Origin of the sequence: Pseudomonas sp. NPDC090755 (genome assembly GCF_044769005.1) — a bacterium.
Taxonomy (GTDB): domain Bacteria; phylum Pseudomonadota; class Gammaproteobacteria; order Pseudomonadales; family Pseudomonadaceae; genus Aquipseudomonas.
This window is the reverse complement of the sequence record NZ_JBIVXC010000010.1, coordinates 146,194-160,056: the sequence shown is the minus strand read 5'-3', so window position 1 is coordinate 160,056 and position 13,863 is coordinate 146,194. Positions and strand designations below refer to the sequence as shown.

The 13,863-nt window shown below is 62.0% G+C and carries 13 protein-coding genes; 5 read left to right on the top strand and 8 right to left on the bottom strand.

The annotated features are described in order from the left end of the window. Window positions 1-5: 5 nt before the first annotated feature. From ACIQUS_RS16505 to acs, 7 genes are all read right to left on the bottom strand, one after another. A complete protein-coding gene (locus tag ACIQUS_RS16505; protein ID WP_403048426.1) occupies window positions 6-1,226 on the bottom strand; it encodes an aspartate aminotransferase family protein in 1,221 nt (406 codons plus the stop codon). 388 nt (window positions 1,227-1,614) lie between these two features. Beyond that, the gene (gene argR / locus ACIQUS_RS16500) at window positions 1,615-2,595 is read right to left on the bottom strand and encodes a transcriptional regulator ArgR (protein ID WP_403048424.1); all 981 of its coding nucleotides are present in this window, start codon (window positions 2,593-2,595) and stop codon (window positions 1,615-1,617) included. A gap of 94 nt (window positions 2,596-2,689) precedes the next feature. Beyond that, complete coding sequence (locus ACIQUS_RS16495; RefSeq protein ID WP_403048422.1) at window positions 2,690-3,454, bottom strand: ABC transporter ATP-binding protein; 765 nt, start codon at window positions 3,452-3,454, stop codon at window positions 2,690-2,692. 66 nt (window positions 3,455-3,520) lie between these two features. Next, window positions 3,521-4,219: an ABC transporter permease gene (locus ACIQUS_RS16490; RefSeq protein WP_403048420.1), complete on the bottom strand. Its 699-nt coding sequence runs from the start codon at window positions 4,217-4,219 to the stop codon at window positions 3,521-3,523. Further along, entirely contained in the window at window positions 4,216-4,905 is a 690-nt protein-coding gene (locus ACIQUS_RS16485) for an ABC transporter permease (RefSeq protein ID WP_403048418.1), read from the bottom strand. Before ACIQUS_RS16485 ends, ACIQUS_RS16490 begins: the two co-directional genes overlap by 4 nt. A gap of 90 nt (window positions 4,906-4,995) precedes the next feature. Then, the gene (locus ACIQUS_RS16480) at window positions 4,996-5,781 is read right to left on the bottom strand and encodes an ABC transporter substrate-binding protein (protein WP_403048416.1); all 786 of its coding nucleotides are present in this window, start codon (window positions 5,779-5,781) and stop codon (window positions 4,996-4,998) included. 563 nt (window positions 5,782-6,344) lie between these two features. Next, on the bottom strand, window positions 6,345-8,306 hold the full coding sequence (gene acs, locus ACIQUS_RS16475; RefSeq protein ID WP_403048414.1) for an acetate--CoA ligase: 1,962 nt from the start codon (window positions 8,304-8,306) through the stop codon (window positions 6,345-6,347). A gap of 405 nt (window positions 8,307-8,711) precedes the next feature. On the opposite strand from acs, the gene ACIQUS_RS16470 reads away from it, so the two are divergent. Beyond that, entirely contained in the window at window positions 8,712-8,972 is a 261-nt protein-coding gene (locus tag ACIQUS_RS16470; protein WP_403048412.1) for a DUF2790 domain-containing protein, read from the top strand. Between the two features lie 128 nt (window positions 8,973-9,100). On the opposite strand, the gene ACIQUS_RS16465 is transcribed toward ACIQUS_RS16470, so the two are convergent. Next, complete coding sequence (locus ACIQUS_RS16465; RefSeq protein WP_403048410.1) at window positions 9,101-10,660, bottom strand: sigma-54-dependent transcriptional regulator; 1,560 nt, start codon at window positions 10,658-10,660, stop codon at window positions 9,101-9,103. Window positions 10,661-10,941: 281 nt separating this feature from the next. On the opposite strand from ACIQUS_RS16465, the gene phhA reads away from it, so the two are divergent. From phhA to ACIQUS_RS16445, 4 genes are all read left to right on the top strand, one after another. Further along, window positions 10,942-11,730, top strand: coding sequence for a phenylalanine 4-monooxygenase (gene phhA / locus ACIQUS_RS16460; RefSeq protein WP_403048408.1), 789 nt, complete (start codon window positions 10,942-10,944; stop codon window positions 11,728-11,730). A gap of 42 nt (window positions 11,731-11,772) precedes the next feature. Further along, window positions 11,773-12,129 carry a 4a-hydroxytetrahydrobiopterin dehydratase gene (locus ACIQUS_RS16455; protein ID WP_038613492.1) on the top strand — a complete coding sequence of 119 codons (357 nt, stop codon included), beginning with the start codon at window positions 11,773-11,775 and terminating at the stop codon, window positions 12,127-12,129. Then, window positions 12,129-13,322 (top strand): amino acid aminotransferase, encoded by a 1,194-nt coding sequence (locus ACIQUS_RS16450; protein WP_403048406.1) that lies wholly within the window; start codon window positions 12,129-12,131, stop codon window positions 13,320-13,322. Before ACIQUS_RS16455 ends, ACIQUS_RS16450 begins: the two co-directional genes overlap by 1 nt. A gap of 317 nt (window positions 13,323-13,639) precedes the next feature. Next, window positions 13,640-13,768, top strand: coding sequence for a hypothetical protein (locus ACIQUS_RS16445; protein WP_403048404.1), 129 nt, complete (start codon window positions 13,640-13,642; stop codon window positions 13,766-13,768). Window positions 13,769-13,863 lie beyond the last annotated feature (95 nt).

The window sequence follows — 13,863 nt, the reverse complement described above, 5'->3', positions numbered from 1 at the left end:
GCGAATCAGGCCTTGGTCAGTGCAGCGGCGGCGCGTTCGAAACGGTCCAGGCCTTCGTCGATATCGGCATCCTCGACCACCAGGCTCGGGGCAAAGCGCACAACATCGGGACCGGCCTGGAGCACCATCAGGCCTTCTTTCTCGGCGGCGTTGAACACGTCCTTGGCCTTGCCTTTCCAGGCTTCGGTCAGCACGCAGCCGATCAGCAGGCCGACACCGCGAACCTGGCTGAACAGGCCGTACTGCTGGCCAATCTTCTCCAGACGCGCCTTGAAGCGCTCGTGCTTGGCCTTGACGCCGGCCAGCACTTCAGGGGTGTTGACCACATCCAGCACGGCATTGGCCACGGCGCAGGCCAGCGGGTTGCCACCGTAGGTGGTGCCGTGGGTGCCGACGGCCAGGTGCTTGGCCAGGGCTTCGGTGGTCAGCATGGCGCCGATCGGGAAGCCGCCGCCCAGGCTCTTGGCGCTGGAAAGGATGTCCGGGGTCACGCCGTAGTGCTGGTAGGCAAACAACGAGCCGGTACGGCCAACGCCGGTCTGGACTTCGTCGAAGATCAGCAGAGCGTTGTGCTTGTCGCACAGCTCGCGGGCGCCTTGCAGGTAGGCCTTGTCGGCCGGTACCACGCCGCTCTCGCCCTGGATCGGCTCGATCACCACGGCGCAGGTCTTGTCGGAAATCTGCGCCTTGAGCGCTTCCAGGTCGTTGTACGGCACGTGGCTGATGCCGGTGATCTTGGGACCGAAGCCATCGGAGTACTTCGGCTGGCCACCGACGCTCACGGTGAACAGGGTACGGCCGTGGAAGCTGTTGACGGTGGCGATGATCTCGTGTTTTTCCGGGCCGAAACGGTCATGGGCCACGCGACGGGCCAGCTTGAAGGCGGCCTCGTTGGCTTCGGCGCCGGAGTTGCAGAAGAACGCCCGCTCGGCGAAGGTCGCGTCCACCAGTTTATGGGCCAGGCGCAGGGCCGGCTCGTTGGTGAACACGTTGGACACGTGCCACAGCTTGTTGGCCTGCTCGGTCAGGGCGCCGACCAGCGCCGGATGAGCATGCCCCAGAACGTTCACGGCAATCCCGCCCGCGAAGTCGATCAGCTCGCGGCCCGACTGATCCCAGACGCGGGAGCCCGCACCACGAACGGGGATAAAGGCCGCCGGTGCGTAATTAGGGACCATTACCTGGTCGAAATCGGCGCGTTGCACCGGTGCTTTCGGAGCGGACATCGGAGTCTCCTGAAGAGGAACGCCTGCCTGGAACTGGCGAGCGATGGGGGGATTGTAAGGACAGATCGGCGCCTGACATTGCCGCCAAGCGACAACTTCTTATAGCGCCAAACCCTGTTTTACCAAGGCTTTCGGCAATGCGACAAATAGGGTCGCAAAGGCGCAGTTTAAACGGTGCGCAGGTGCGGTGGGGAGATTCTGTACGAGCGGGGAATGGTGGCAAATTCATCGCAGGTAGCCGCTGCCGAGGTACGAGGCTGCGATCGAGCGCGAAGCGGTCGCCATCCGGCCACCGCGGCAAGTCTGATGCATGAGGGTTTGCAGGTTTTACGGCCGCGTTGCGGCCGATCGCAGCCTGGCGGCAGCGGCTACATGCGACGCGCCGGAATCAACCGCGCTCGGCAGGTACCGACGACAGTTCGAACGGGCTGCTGCTGCGTCGCTGGTTGCGATCTTCGCGCGGCGTGGCGCCGAAAAAGTTGCGGTAGGCACTGGAGAAGTGAGGCCCCGAGGAGAAGCCGCAGGACAGGCCGATCTGGATGATCGACTTGCTGGTCTGCATCAGCATCTGCCGCGCCTTGTTCAGGCGCAGTTCCAGGTAATACTGGCTGGGGACGCGATTGAGGTACTGCTTGAAGATTCGCTCCAGTTGACGCCGCGACACGCACACATGCTGGGCGATTTCGTCGGTGGTCAACGGCTCTTCGATATTCGCTTCCATCAGCAGCACAGCCTGGGTCAGCTTCGGATGACTCGAACCCAGGCGATTCTGCAGTGGAATACGCTGGCGCTCGCCGCCTTCACGGATGCGCTCGACCACCAGCTCCTCGGAGACCGCACCGGCAAGCTCCGCTCCATGGTCACGCGCCAGCACCGCCAGCAACAGGTCGATCACCGACATACCCCCGCACGCGGTCAGGCGGTCGCGATCCCAGTCGAACAGGTGGCTGGTGGCAATCGCCTTGGGGAAGCGCTCGGCAAAATCATCCTGCCAGCGCCAGTGCACCGCCGCCCGGTAGCCATCGAGCAAGCCCAGTTGCGCCAGGGGATAGACCCCGGCCGACAGGCCGCCGATCACACAACCGGCACGCGCCAGTTGCTTGAGCGCGCTGCCCAGTGCCGAGGCCACGGCCTGCGGTGGCTCATCGGCCAGCAGGAACAGCTTCTGGCAACCTTCGAGGCGCCCGGCCCAGGGCTCGCCCGGCAGGCGCCAGGCCCCTTCGGCAGCAGGCTCGGCCTGCAGGAAAGACAGCTCGTAGACCACCTCCGGATGCACCCGCTGGGCAACCCGCAGAACCTCTTCGGCCAGCGCCAGGGTCAGGGCCTTGGTGCTGGGCCAGATGAGAAAACCGATACGCTGGGTGGTCATGGAGTGCGGTTCCGAAACCTGAGAAAGGCCAAGACGTTAAGCCAGGTCATACTGCGCCGTGCAGCATGACCCATTTTGGTGCAAGACGGCAAACTTACTTCAAGCTGCCCGAGAGGAATTGCTGCAGACGCTCCGATTGCGGGTTGACCAGCACTTCGCGCGGGTTGCCGCTTTCTTCCACCAGGCCCTTGTGCAGGAACACCAGCTGGTTGGACACCTCACGGGCAAAGCCCATTTCGTGGGTGACCACCACCATGGTCCGGCCTTCCTGGGCCAGCGACTGCATCACCTTGAGCACGTCGCCCACCAGCTCCGGGTCGAGTGCCGAGGTCGGCTCGTCGAACAGCATCACCTCCGGCTCCATGGCCAGCGCCCGGGCGATGGCCACGCGCTGCTGCTCACCACCGGACATATGCCCAGGATAGGCGTCCTTGCGATGGGAAACACCGACCTTGGCCAGGTAATGCTCGGCTTTTTCCAGGGCTTCTTTCTTCGACATGCCCAGCACATGCACCGGGGCCTCGATGATGTTTTCCAGCGCGGTCATGTGCGACCACAGATTGAAGTGCTGGAACACCATCGACAGGCGCGAACGCATGCGTTGCAGCTGCTTGGGATCGGCGGCCTTGAGCGCGCCGTCCTTGTTCGCCACCAGCTTGAGCTCTTCGTTGTTGAGCAGGATCTTGCCCGCGTGCGGCTGCTCGAGCAGGTTGATGCAGCGCAGGAAGGTACTCTTGCCCGAACCACTGGAGCCGATGATGCTGATCACGTCGCCCGCCTTGGCGGCCAGGGACACGCCCTTGAGCACTTCGTGACTGCCGTAGCGTTTATGCAGATCTTGGATTTCGAGTTTGTACATGCTGTCGATTCTCACAAAGCAGTCAGTCTTGAGCTAACGCCCAGGGCAAAAAAGTTACCGCAGGCCTCAGTGCTTGCGCGGCGCCAGGTAGCCGAGCCAGCGGCGCTCGGCCAGTTTGAACAGGCGCACCAGAATGAACGTCAGGCACAGGTAGAACACGCCGGCGGTGATGTAGGCCTCGAACGGCAGGTAGAACTGGGCGTTGACCGTGCGCGCCGCGCCGGTGATGTCGATCAGGGTCACGATCGACGCCAGGCTGGTGGTCTGCAGCATCATGATCACCTCGTTGCTGTACTGCGGCAGGGCCCGGCGCAGGGCCGACGGCAGCAGGATGCGGCGGTACATCTTGATCCGCGACATGCCCACGGCCTTGGCCGCCTCGATCTCGCCATGGGGCGTGGCCTTGAGGCTGCCGGCGATGATCTCTGCAGTGTAGGCGCTGGTGTTGATGGCAAAGGCCAGGCAGGCACAGAAGGTCGCGCTCGACAGCCACGGCCAGAATATGCTTTCGCGCACCGCTTCGAACTGGGCCAGGCCGTAGTAGATCAGGAACAGCTGCACCAGCATCGGCGTGCCGCGGATCACGTAGGTGTAGAGCCAGGCGATGAGGTTGACCACAGGTTGCTTGGACACCCGCATCAGACCCAGCGGGATGGCCGTCAGCAAGCCGAAGAACAGCGACAGCGCCAGTAGCTTCAGGGTGGTCACCAGACCACCGAGGTACAGCGGCAGTGCTTCCCAGATGACGTTGTAGTCGAAAATCATAGTTCAGCCGCCTTTACGCCAACCGAGTAGCGCTTCTCGAGGTAACGCAGGGCCAGCAGCGAGACACTGGTGATCACCAGGTACAGGGCCGCGACCGCCAGGAAGAAGGTGAAAGGCTCGCGGGTGGCATCGGCCGCCTGCTTGGCCTTGAACATCATGTCCTGCAGGCCGACCACCGAAATCAGTGCCGTGGCCTTGGTCAGGACCAGCCAGTTGTTGGTGAAGCCGGGAATCGCCAGGCGAATCATCTGCGGCACCATGACCCGGAAGAAAATCTGCACGCTGCTCATGCCGTAGGCCATGCCGGCCTCGGCCTGGCCCTTGGGGATGGCCATGAAGGCGCCGCGGAAGGTTTCCGACAGATAGGCACCGAAAATGAAGCCCAGGGTGCCGATGCCCGCCATCAGCGGATTGAGGTCGATGTAATCGTCGTGCCCCAGCAGCGGCGCGATGCGGTTGAGCAGGTCCTGGCCGCCGTAGAAGATCAGCAGGATCAGTACCAGATCGGGAATCCCGCGGATCACCGTGGCATACAGGTCGCCCAGCCAGGCCAACCAGCGCACCGGCGACAGGCGCAGGGCCACGCCAATCAGGCCGAGCACAATGGCCAGGGCCATGGACGACAAGGCGAGCTGCAGCGTCAGCCACACGCCATCGAGGATGACTGCCCCGTAGCCTTTCAACATGATGAGGTCCTCGACCTTAGGGATGAAAAAATGGTGCAAACCTCAGAAGCTCTGCTGCTTGCACCATTACACAGGTGAAACGTCGACGATTTACTTGGCTTCAGGGCCGTAGATGTCGAAGTTGAAGTACTTGTCCTGGATCGCCTTGTACTTGCCATTGGCGCGGATGGCCGCGATGGCAGCGTTGAGACGGTCGAGGTTGGCCTTGTCGCCCTTGCGCACGGCAATGCCGATGCCGTCGCCGAAGTACTTGGCGTCGGTGAAGGATGGACCAACGAAGGCGAAGCCCTTGCCGGCATCAGTCTTCAGGAAACCGTCTTCGAGCAGGGTGGCATCGGCCACGGTGCCGTCCAGGCGACCGGCAGCGACGTCCAGGTAGATTTCGTTCTGGGTGCCGTAAGGAACAATGGTGGCGCCTTGTGGAGCCAGCACTTCCTTGGCGAAGCGGTCGTGGATCGAGCCACGCTGCACACCGATTTTCTTGCCCTTGAGTTCAACCAGGCTGTCGCTGACGGCAGTGCCTTCCTTCATCACCAGGCGCGCCGGGGTCAGGTAGTACTTGCCGGTGAAGTCCACGGACTTCTTGCGGTCTTCGGTGATCGACATGGACGAGAGGATGGCGTCGATCTTGCGCACTTTCAGCGCCGGGATCAGGCCGTCGAACTCTTGCTCGACCCAGGTGCACTTGACCTTCATCTCTTCGCACAGGGCGTTGCCGATGTCGTAGTCGAAGCCGACGATGCTGCCATCCGGTGCTTTCGAGGCGAACGGTGGGTAAGCGGCCTCGATACCGATTTTCAGCGGTTTCTCATCAGCCAGCGATGCCAGGGAAAACACAGACAGCGCCAAGGCGCCAAGCAGTGCGAGTTTCTTCATCTGGAACTCCATCGGTAAAGGGCAATACAAGGCAGAGCGTAGACTGCCCGATATGCGAATGGGTACAACGCGAGCTGCGCGGGGTCGACGAATCGCCTGACACGCCACGAGCGGATGATCGGCATTTTAACTACAGCTCCGGAGCCGATATTTCTTCAATGCGACAACTAGTTACAGAAGCGCAGGAACGCGGGGGTGGCGATATTGACAGCTTTCGCAGAATATGCAAAAGCAAAAAGACAAATAACCAATCAACGAAGCAATAACCGGGCCTATTATTGGCAAAGCCTTCTAATCCGGCAAGCGCAGCGTTTCACGGCTTTTCGCAGAACTGCAAAAACGCCCCGAAACGACACAGTGGCGTTTCGCTTTGCCCCGCTTGCGAGCCAAACCGGTGACAGATTGGTTACCGATGATTGTCGAAGTAACAGAATGCACAAAGCCCCGCTGGCGAGCCAGACGGGGCTTTTTTGTGGAGTGTGCGGACCTCATCGCCGGCTTCGCCAGCTCCCACAATGGGTCCGGTGCAGACCTGTGGGAGCCGGCGCAGCCGGCGATGGGTTTCAGGCCGAAGCCAGGTTCATGGCCTTGTGGGTATCGATCAGGTGCTGCACCACGCTCGGGTCGGCCAGGGTCGAGATGTCGCCCAGGGCGTCATACTCGGCGGTGGCAATCTTGCGCAGGATACGGCGCATGATCTTGCCCGAACGGGTCTTGGGCAGGCCTGGTGCCCACTGGATCACATCCGGCGAGGCGATCGGGCCGATCTCCTTGCGCACCCAGCTCTTCAACTCCAGGCGCAGCGCTTCGCTGGTTTCTTCGCCGCCATTGAGGGTGACGTAGACATAGATGCCCTGCCCCTTGATGTCGTGCGGCACACCAACCACTGCCGCTTCGGCGACTTTCGGATGGGCGACCATGGCGCTTTCGATCTCGGCGGTACCCATGCGGTGACCGGACACGTTGAGTACGTCGTCGACCCGGCCAGTGATCCAGTAGTAGCCGTCTTCGTCGCGACGGGCGCCGTCACCGGTGAAGTACATGCCACGGAAGGTCTTGAAGTAGGTGTCGACGAAACGGTCGTGATCGCCGAACAGCGAACGCGACTGACCCGGCCAGGAGTCGAGGATCACCAGGTTGCCTTCGGCCGCACCCTCGATCAGGTTGCCCAGGTTGTCCACCAGCGCCGGCACCACGCCGAAGAACGGACGGGTCGCCGAGCCTGGCTTGAGGGCGGTGGCGCCTGGCAGCGGGCTGATCAGCACACCACCGGTTTCGGTCTGCCACCAGGTATCGACGATCGGGCAACGCTCCTTGCCCACGGTTTGGTAGTACCAGTTCCAGGCCTCCGGGTTGATCGGCTCGCCCACCGAGCCGAGCAGGCGCAGGCTGGAGCCATCGGCGCCGGCCACGGCGGCCTGCCCTTCGGCCATCATCGCGCGGATGGCGGTCGGGGCGGTGTAGAGGATGTTGACCTTGTGCTTGTCGATGATCTTCGACACACGGGTGATGTCCGGGTAGTTCGGTACACCTTCGAACAACACGGTGGTCGCACCGTTGGCCAGCGGGCCATAGACGATGTAACTGTGGCCGGTGACCCAGCCGACGTCGGCGGTGCACCAGTAGACTTCGCCCGGACGGTAGTCGAACACCCGCTCGTGGGTCAGTGCGGCGTAGACCAGGTAACCGCCGGTGGTGTGCAGCACGCCCTTCGGCTTGCCGGTGGAACCGGAGGTGTAGAGGATGAACAGCGCCTCCTCGGCGCCCATTTCTTTCGGTGCGCAGTGGCTGGACGCGACCTTCATCAGGTCTTCGTACCAGATGTCGCGGTGCTGGTGCCAGGCGATGTCGCCACCGGTGCGCTTGCACACGATGATTTTCTGGACGCTGCTGGTTTCCGGGTTGGTCAGGGCCAGGTCGACGTTGGCTTTCAGCGCGGTGCGGCGACCGCCACGCAGGCCTTCGTCGGCGGTGATGACGACTTTGGACTTACAGTCGATGATGCGTCCGGCCAGCGCTTCGGGCGAGAAGCCGCCGAACACCACCGAGTGGATCGCGCCGATGCGGGCACACGCCAGCATGGCGACCACGGCTTCGGGAATCATTGGCATGTAGATGGTGACCACGTCACCGCGGTGTACATCCTGGCCACGCAGGGCGTTGGCGAACTTGCACACCTGCTCGTGCAGCTCGCGGTAGGTGATGTTGCGGTGCTCGGAAGGATCGTCGCCTTCCCAGATGATGGCGAGCTGGTCGCCACGTTCGGCCAGATGGCGGTCCAGGCAGTTGTAGGAGACGTTCAGAGTGCCGTCGGCAAACCATTTGATATCGACATGGTGATCGTCGAACGAAGTCTGCTTGACCTTGGTGAAGGGCTTGATCCAGTCCAGGCGCTGCGCCTGCTCACGCCAGAAGCCGTCCGGGTTGATCACCGACTGCTGATACATGGCCTTGTAGGTTGCCTCGTCGGTCAACGTGGTGGCCGCTACCTCGGGACGAACGGGGTACAGGGAAGCCGCACTCATCTTTATCTACCTCGGTGTAATAGTTGTTTTTGTATGACCTCGTTGTAACTGTACCAGACCGCGTGGGCCATTCGACGTTGGTAGTAACGCCCTCCCCCTTTTGCGCCCATGCACTTGACCGCAGGCTCAAGACCGGGGTCCGGCCCCGGAAAAAAATTCACCATGGCACGCTGAAGAGGATTGTTACAGTTTTTGCCAACAGTGTTTATCAAAACGTCATCTGTTTAAGGCACGCGCCCGCCCCTAGAATTCGCCTCGCCAGCAACGGCACCGAGATTAACTTCTAGTTACAGCCCCCACGAAGGCCGTTAATCCCGCGTTAACTGTGATAGTTGAACTTCAGTTGCACACGCGGCGCCACAAGCGCTGCGTGCCCCCTCTCGACCTTAGACAGGTAAAATGAAAATGAAAGCGTTACTGGTATTGGTACTTGGCAGTGTTTGCAGCGCGGCGATGGCCGGCGAAGTTGCAAATGGCGACGCCGAGCAGATTCCGGTTGAACAGTACAGTTACTCGCAGCACCTGGACATCGCCAAAGTCATCTCCATGACCGAAGTCCCGAACGTCTGCGAAGTGGTCCCGCAGCGCATGACCTATGAAGACTCGCAAGGCAAGCGGCATGTCCTCGAATACCGTGTGATGGGCAACGGTTGCTCCAACGGATAATCGCTCGATCATCGCTCGCCGCGCCCCGCCTCCCCCAACCCGGGGCGCGCGATTAAAATCAAACTTTCCACTTCGCTGTTTCGCTGTTATCGACTACGCCCGCTGACAGGCATGTTATTTAACTCCGATCATTCCGCTGTCTTGCCAACACCATGTTCACGCAACTTGTTGGCAATTGTCGTATGTGAAACACCCAGCCGCTTACCCAATGCCCGGCTACTGGGGAACTCACTCATCAATTGTTCCAGCACGGCCTTTTCGAACCGACCGACAATCTCCCCCAGGTCACCTTCCAGCGAAAATTCACCGAGTGGCTGGCGCGCGCCATAGTCCGGCAAACGAATATGTTCGCTCTTGACCACCCCGCCATCGCACAATGAGACCGCCTGGAACAACACATTCTCCAATTGGCGCACATTACCCGGCCAGTGGTATTGGCTCAGGCGCTCCATGGCCGCTGGCGCCAGGCGTGGCAACGGGCAGCCGATCTGCCGGCTGGCCTGGTCAAGAAAATGCTCGACCAGTGGCTGCAAGCCATCCAGACATTCGCGCAGCGGCGGGATGTGCAACGACAGCACATTCAAGCGGTGGTACAAGTCCTGGCGGAACTCGCCCCGGGCGCAGAGCTCGGACAGATCGACCTGGGTCGCGCAGATCACCCGCACATCCAGGTAGACCTCTTCATCGCTGCCCACCCGGCGGAAGCAGCCGTCCTGCAGGAAGCGCAACAGCTTCACCTGCAAGCGCGGACTCATCTCGCCCACGCCATCGAGGAACAGCGTACCGCCCGCCGTCAGCTCCAGCAGCCCGAGCTTGCCTTCGGCACGCGCCCCCTCGAATGCCCCTGGGCCATAGCCGAACAGCTCGGTCTCGGCCATCGACTCCGGCAGGCCGGCGCAGTTGAGCGCCATCAGCGGTGCCTGGCCGCGCGGGCTGGCCAGGTGACAGGCGCGCGCCAGCAGTTCCTTGCCGGTGCCGGTCTCGCCTTCGATCAACAAGGGCGCATCCAGCGGCGCCATGCGCCGCGCCTCACGCACAACGGCGGCCATCACCTTCGAGCTCTGGAAGATACTGTCGAAGCCGCGCAACTCCTGTTTGCGTACGTTATAGATGCGCTCGCCGATGCGATCGGCGCGGTGCAAGGTCAGCACCGCACCAGCCAGCGCTTCGCTGTCGTCATGCTCCGATTGCAGCGGCGCGATATCGGCGAGGAACACATCGCCCTTGACCTTGACCCGCAAGCCATTGATCCGCGACTTGTTGGCCCGCACCAGCTCCGGCAGGTCGAAATCCTCGGCGTAGCGCGACAGCGGGATACCCGGCACTTCATCCACCCGCACCCCGAGCAACTGCGCCGCTGCCCGGTTGGCCGCGACGATGGAGCCGCCCATGTCGATCGACAGCACCGGAAAGTCCAGGGCACCGAGCAAGGCGTTGAGCTCCATGTGTCGGCGCTCGCTGGGCATCAGCCCCACGCGCTTGACCCCGAACACCCCGGCGATCGACTCGAATTTGGGGCGCAGGGCCTGGAACTGCAAATTGATCAGGTTGGGGCAATGCAGGTAGATCGCGTTGCCGTGCTCGCCCCCCACCTCGCCGCGGGCGACGTTGATGCCGTACTCCACCAGCAGGTTGAGGATGTCCCGCAAAATACCGATGCGGTTCTGGCAATGCACTTTGATACGCATGAAATGTCCTACGAAGAGGTCTACGACGAGCGTTGGCGCCTGAATTATTTTGCAGCCACCTGGAATTGTCGTAAAGAATACGTGACAAAAAGCCGAGTACTCAACGGTAAAAACGCCCGATATTTCGGCTTCCGGTCATTTCCGTAAAATTATCGTTACACAATTGAAGCCCTCAATCACCTTCAGAGTGCCTCAGGCCGATGCAAAGTCCTGCATAGCGGGTTATCACTTAAGTAACGGCTTGATCACATAACAAAAAAGGCCCTCAGCAGGAGAGCAGCATGAAACAGACGCAATACGTGGCTCGCGAGCCCGATGCGCAAGGGTTTATCCACTACTCGCAAGAAGAACATGCGGTATGGAACACCCTGATCACCCGCCAGTTGAAAGTGATCGAGGGCCGCGCCTGCCAGGAATACCTGGACGGTATCGAGCAGCTGGGCCTGCCCCACGACCGCATTCCGCAACTGGGCGAAATCAACAAGGTGCTGGGCGCCACCACCGGCTGGCAAGTTGCCCGCGTGCCTGCGCTGATCCCCTTCCAGACCTTTTTCGAACTGCTCGCCAGCAAGCGCTTCCCGGTCGCGACCTTCATTCGCACTGTAGAAGAGCTCGATTACCTGCAGGAACCGGACATTTTCCACGAGATCTTCGGCCACTGCCCGCTGCTGACCAACCCCTGGTTTGCCGAATTCACCCACACCTACGGCAAGCTTGGCCTGAAGGCCACCAAGGAAGAGCGCGTGTACCTGGCGCGCCTGTACTGGATGACCATCGAGTTCGGCCTGGTCGACACCCCGCAAGGTCGCAAGATCTATGGCGGCGGTATCCTGTCCTCGCCCAAAGAGACGGTCTACAGCCTGTCCGGTGAACCCGAGCACCAGGCCTTCGACCCGCTCGAAGCCATGCGCACGCCCTATCGCATCGACATCCTGCAACCGCTGTACTTCGCCCTGCCGAACCTCAAGCGCCTGTTCGACCTGGCCCACGAAGACATCATGGGCATGGTCCACGCAGCGATGAAGATGGGCCTGCACGCGCCGAAATTCCCACCCAAGGTCGCCGCCTAAGCGACCTTGCAAACCAATAACAATCCACTTGCGGAAAACCTTATGAACGCCTTGAACCAAGCCCATTGCGAAGCCTGCCGTGCCGATGCCCCACAGGTCAGCGACGAAGAACTGCCAGTACTGATCAAGCAGATCCCGGACTGGAACATCGAAGTCCGTGACGGCATCATGCAGCTGGAAAAAGTCTTCCTGTTCAAGAATTTCAAACACGCCCTGGCGTTCACCAACGCCGTGGGCGAGATCTCCGAAGCCGAAGGCCATCACCCAGGCCTGCTGACCGAGTGGGGCAAGGTCACCGTGACCTGGTGGAGCCACTCGATCAAGGGCCTGCACCGTAACGACTTCATCATGGCCGCGCGTACCGACGAGGTCGCCAAAACCGCCGAAGGCCGCAAGTAATGCACTTCGGCGCGATCACGCGCGTACCGGGTGACCCGATCCTCGGGCTGATGGAGGCTTACGCCAAAGACAGCAACCCGAACAAGTTCGACCTCGGCGTCGGCGTGTTCAAGGACGCCCAGGGCCTGACGCCCATTCCGGCAGCCGTCAAGCAGGCCGAACAGCGCCTGCTCGACCGTCAGCTGAGCAAAAGCTATATCGGTGGCCATGGCGATGCCGACTTCGGTCGCCTGATCAGCGAGCTGGTGCTGGGCAGCGGTTCGGCACTGCTGGCCAGCCAGCGTGCTGGCGCCACCCAGACACCTGGCGGCACGGGCGCCCTGCGCCTGGCGGCGGAGTTCATCGAACACTGCCTGCCTGGGCGCGGTATCTGGCTGAGCGATCCGACCTGGCCGATCCACGAGACCATCTTCGCCGGCGCCGGCCTCAAGGTCAGCCACTACCCCTACGTGGGCGCAGACAACCGCCTCGATGTCGGCGGCATGCTGGCAGCCCTCGAAGCGGCGCCCAAGGGCGACGTGGTGCTGCTGCACGCCTGCTGCCACAACCCGACCGGTTTCGACCTGTCCCGGGATGACTGGCGGGCGGTGCTGGAGGTGGTGCGTCGCCGCGAGCTGCTGCCACTGATCGACTTCGCCTACCAGGGCTTTGGCGACGGGCTGGAAGAGGACGCCTGGGCGGTACGGCTGTTTGCGGCAGAATTGCCCGAGTTGCTGATTACCAGCTCCTGTTCGAAGAACTTCGGCCTCTATCGCGATCGCACCGGCGCCTTGCTGGTGTGCAGCCATGATGCCGACAAGCTCGTGGATGTGCGCAGCCAGCTGGCCTGGCTGGCTCGCAACCTGTGGTCGACACCGCCGGATCACGGTGCTGCGGTGGTCGCCCAGATCCTCGGTGATCCGGCCCTCAAGCGCCTGTGGATCGAAGAGGTCGAGGCCATGCGTCAACGCATCGCCCAGCTGCGGATCGGACTGGTCGAGGCACTCGCACCGCACGGCTTGAAAGCACGTTTTGCGCATATCGCCGAGCAACGCGGCATGTTCTCCTACACCGGCCTGTCGCCGGAGCAGGTCAAGCAACTGCGTGAGCGGCACAGTGTGTACATGGTCGGCACCGGTCGGGCAAACATCGCCGGCGCCGATGCAGCACGCCTGGAGGCACTGGCTGCGGCTATCGCCGACGTCTGTCGCTGAAAACCTATCGCGGGGCAAGTCGAGTCGGGGGGGGGGGGGGGGGGCGCGGGGGGGGGGGGGGGGGGTGTGGGGGGGTTAAAAATTTTTTCGCCCCGCCCCGCCCCCCCCCCCCCGGCCCCCCCCCCCCCCCCCCCCGGGGGGGGGGGGGGGCCCCCCCCCCCCCCCCCGACTCGACTAGCCCCGCGATTGCGTTCCAATGCCTACCATCAGGCAGGAAAACTCAAAATGTCATCCAGACTCCTGTATCCTGCCCAGGCTTTTTCGAAAGCCACGTGCGCCTTGCGCAGCCTTTCCACACACTTGCGAGGAACGACGAGATGCATGAAATCCCGAATCTTCCCTTCCCAAGCCTGAACCCAGAAGAGCAGACACCTGCCACTCACAGCGCCGAGCCAGCCCAGACTGACTACGACGGCGACGAAACCTCCAGCGCCGACCAGGAATAATCGCGCACCGATCAGACTGTGTGAAAACGGCCGATGCAGGAACCCTTTCCTCAACACGTTTTCACACTGTCAAGAACTCCCCCCCGATAAAAGTC

Coding starts and splice junctions, on each gene's coding strand:
- ACIQUS_RS16505 (WP_403048426.1), bottom strand. CDS start 1,226: ATGTCCGCTCCGAAAGCACCGGTGCAACGCGCCGATTTCGACCAGGTA.
- argR (WP_403048424.1), bottom strand. CDS start 2,595: ATGACCACCCAGCGTATCGGTTTTCTCATCTGGCCCAGCACCAAGGCC.
- ACIQUS_RS16495 (WP_403048422.1), bottom strand. CDS start 3,454: ATGTACAAACTCGAAATCCAAGATCTGCATAAACGCTACGGCAGTCAC.
- ACIQUS_RS16490 (WP_403048420.1), bottom strand. CDS start 4,219: ATGATTTTCGACTACAACGTCATCTGGGAAGCACTGCCGCTGTACCTC.
- ACIQUS_RS16485 (WP_403048418.1), bottom strand. CDS start 4,905: ATGTTGAAAGGCTACGGGGCAGTCATCCTCGATGGCGTGTGGCTGACG.
- ACIQUS_RS16480 (WP_403048416.1), bottom strand. CDS start 5,781: ATGAAGAAACTCGCACTGCTTGGCGCCTTGGCGCTGTCTGTGTTTTCC.
- acs (WP_403048414.1), bottom strand. CDS start 8,306: ATGAGTGCGGCTTCCCTGTACCCCGTTCGTCCCGAGGTAGCGGCCACC.
- ACIQUS_RS16470 (WP_403048412.1), top strand. CDS start 8,712: ATGAAAGCGTTACTGGTATTGGTACTTGGCAGTGTTTGCAGCGCGGCG.
- ACIQUS_RS16465 (WP_403048410.1), bottom strand. CDS start 10,660: ATGCGTATCAAAGTGCATTGCCAGAACCGCATCGGTATTTTGCGGGAC.
- phhA (WP_403048408.1), top strand. CDS start 10,942: ATGAAACAGACGCAATACGTGGCTCGCGAGCCCGATGCGCAAGGGTTT.
- ACIQUS_RS16455 (WP_038613492.1), top strand. CDS start 11,773: ATGAACGCCTTGAACCAAGCCCATTGCGAAGCCTGCCGTGCCGATGCC.
- ACIQUS_RS16450 (WP_403048406.1), top strand. CDS start 12,129: ATGCACTTCGGCGCGATCACGCGCGTACCGGGTGACCCGATCCTCGGG.
- ACIQUS_RS16445 (WP_403048404.1), top strand. CDS start 13,640: ATGCATGAAATCCCGAATCTTCCCTTCCCAAGCCTGAACCCAGAAGAG.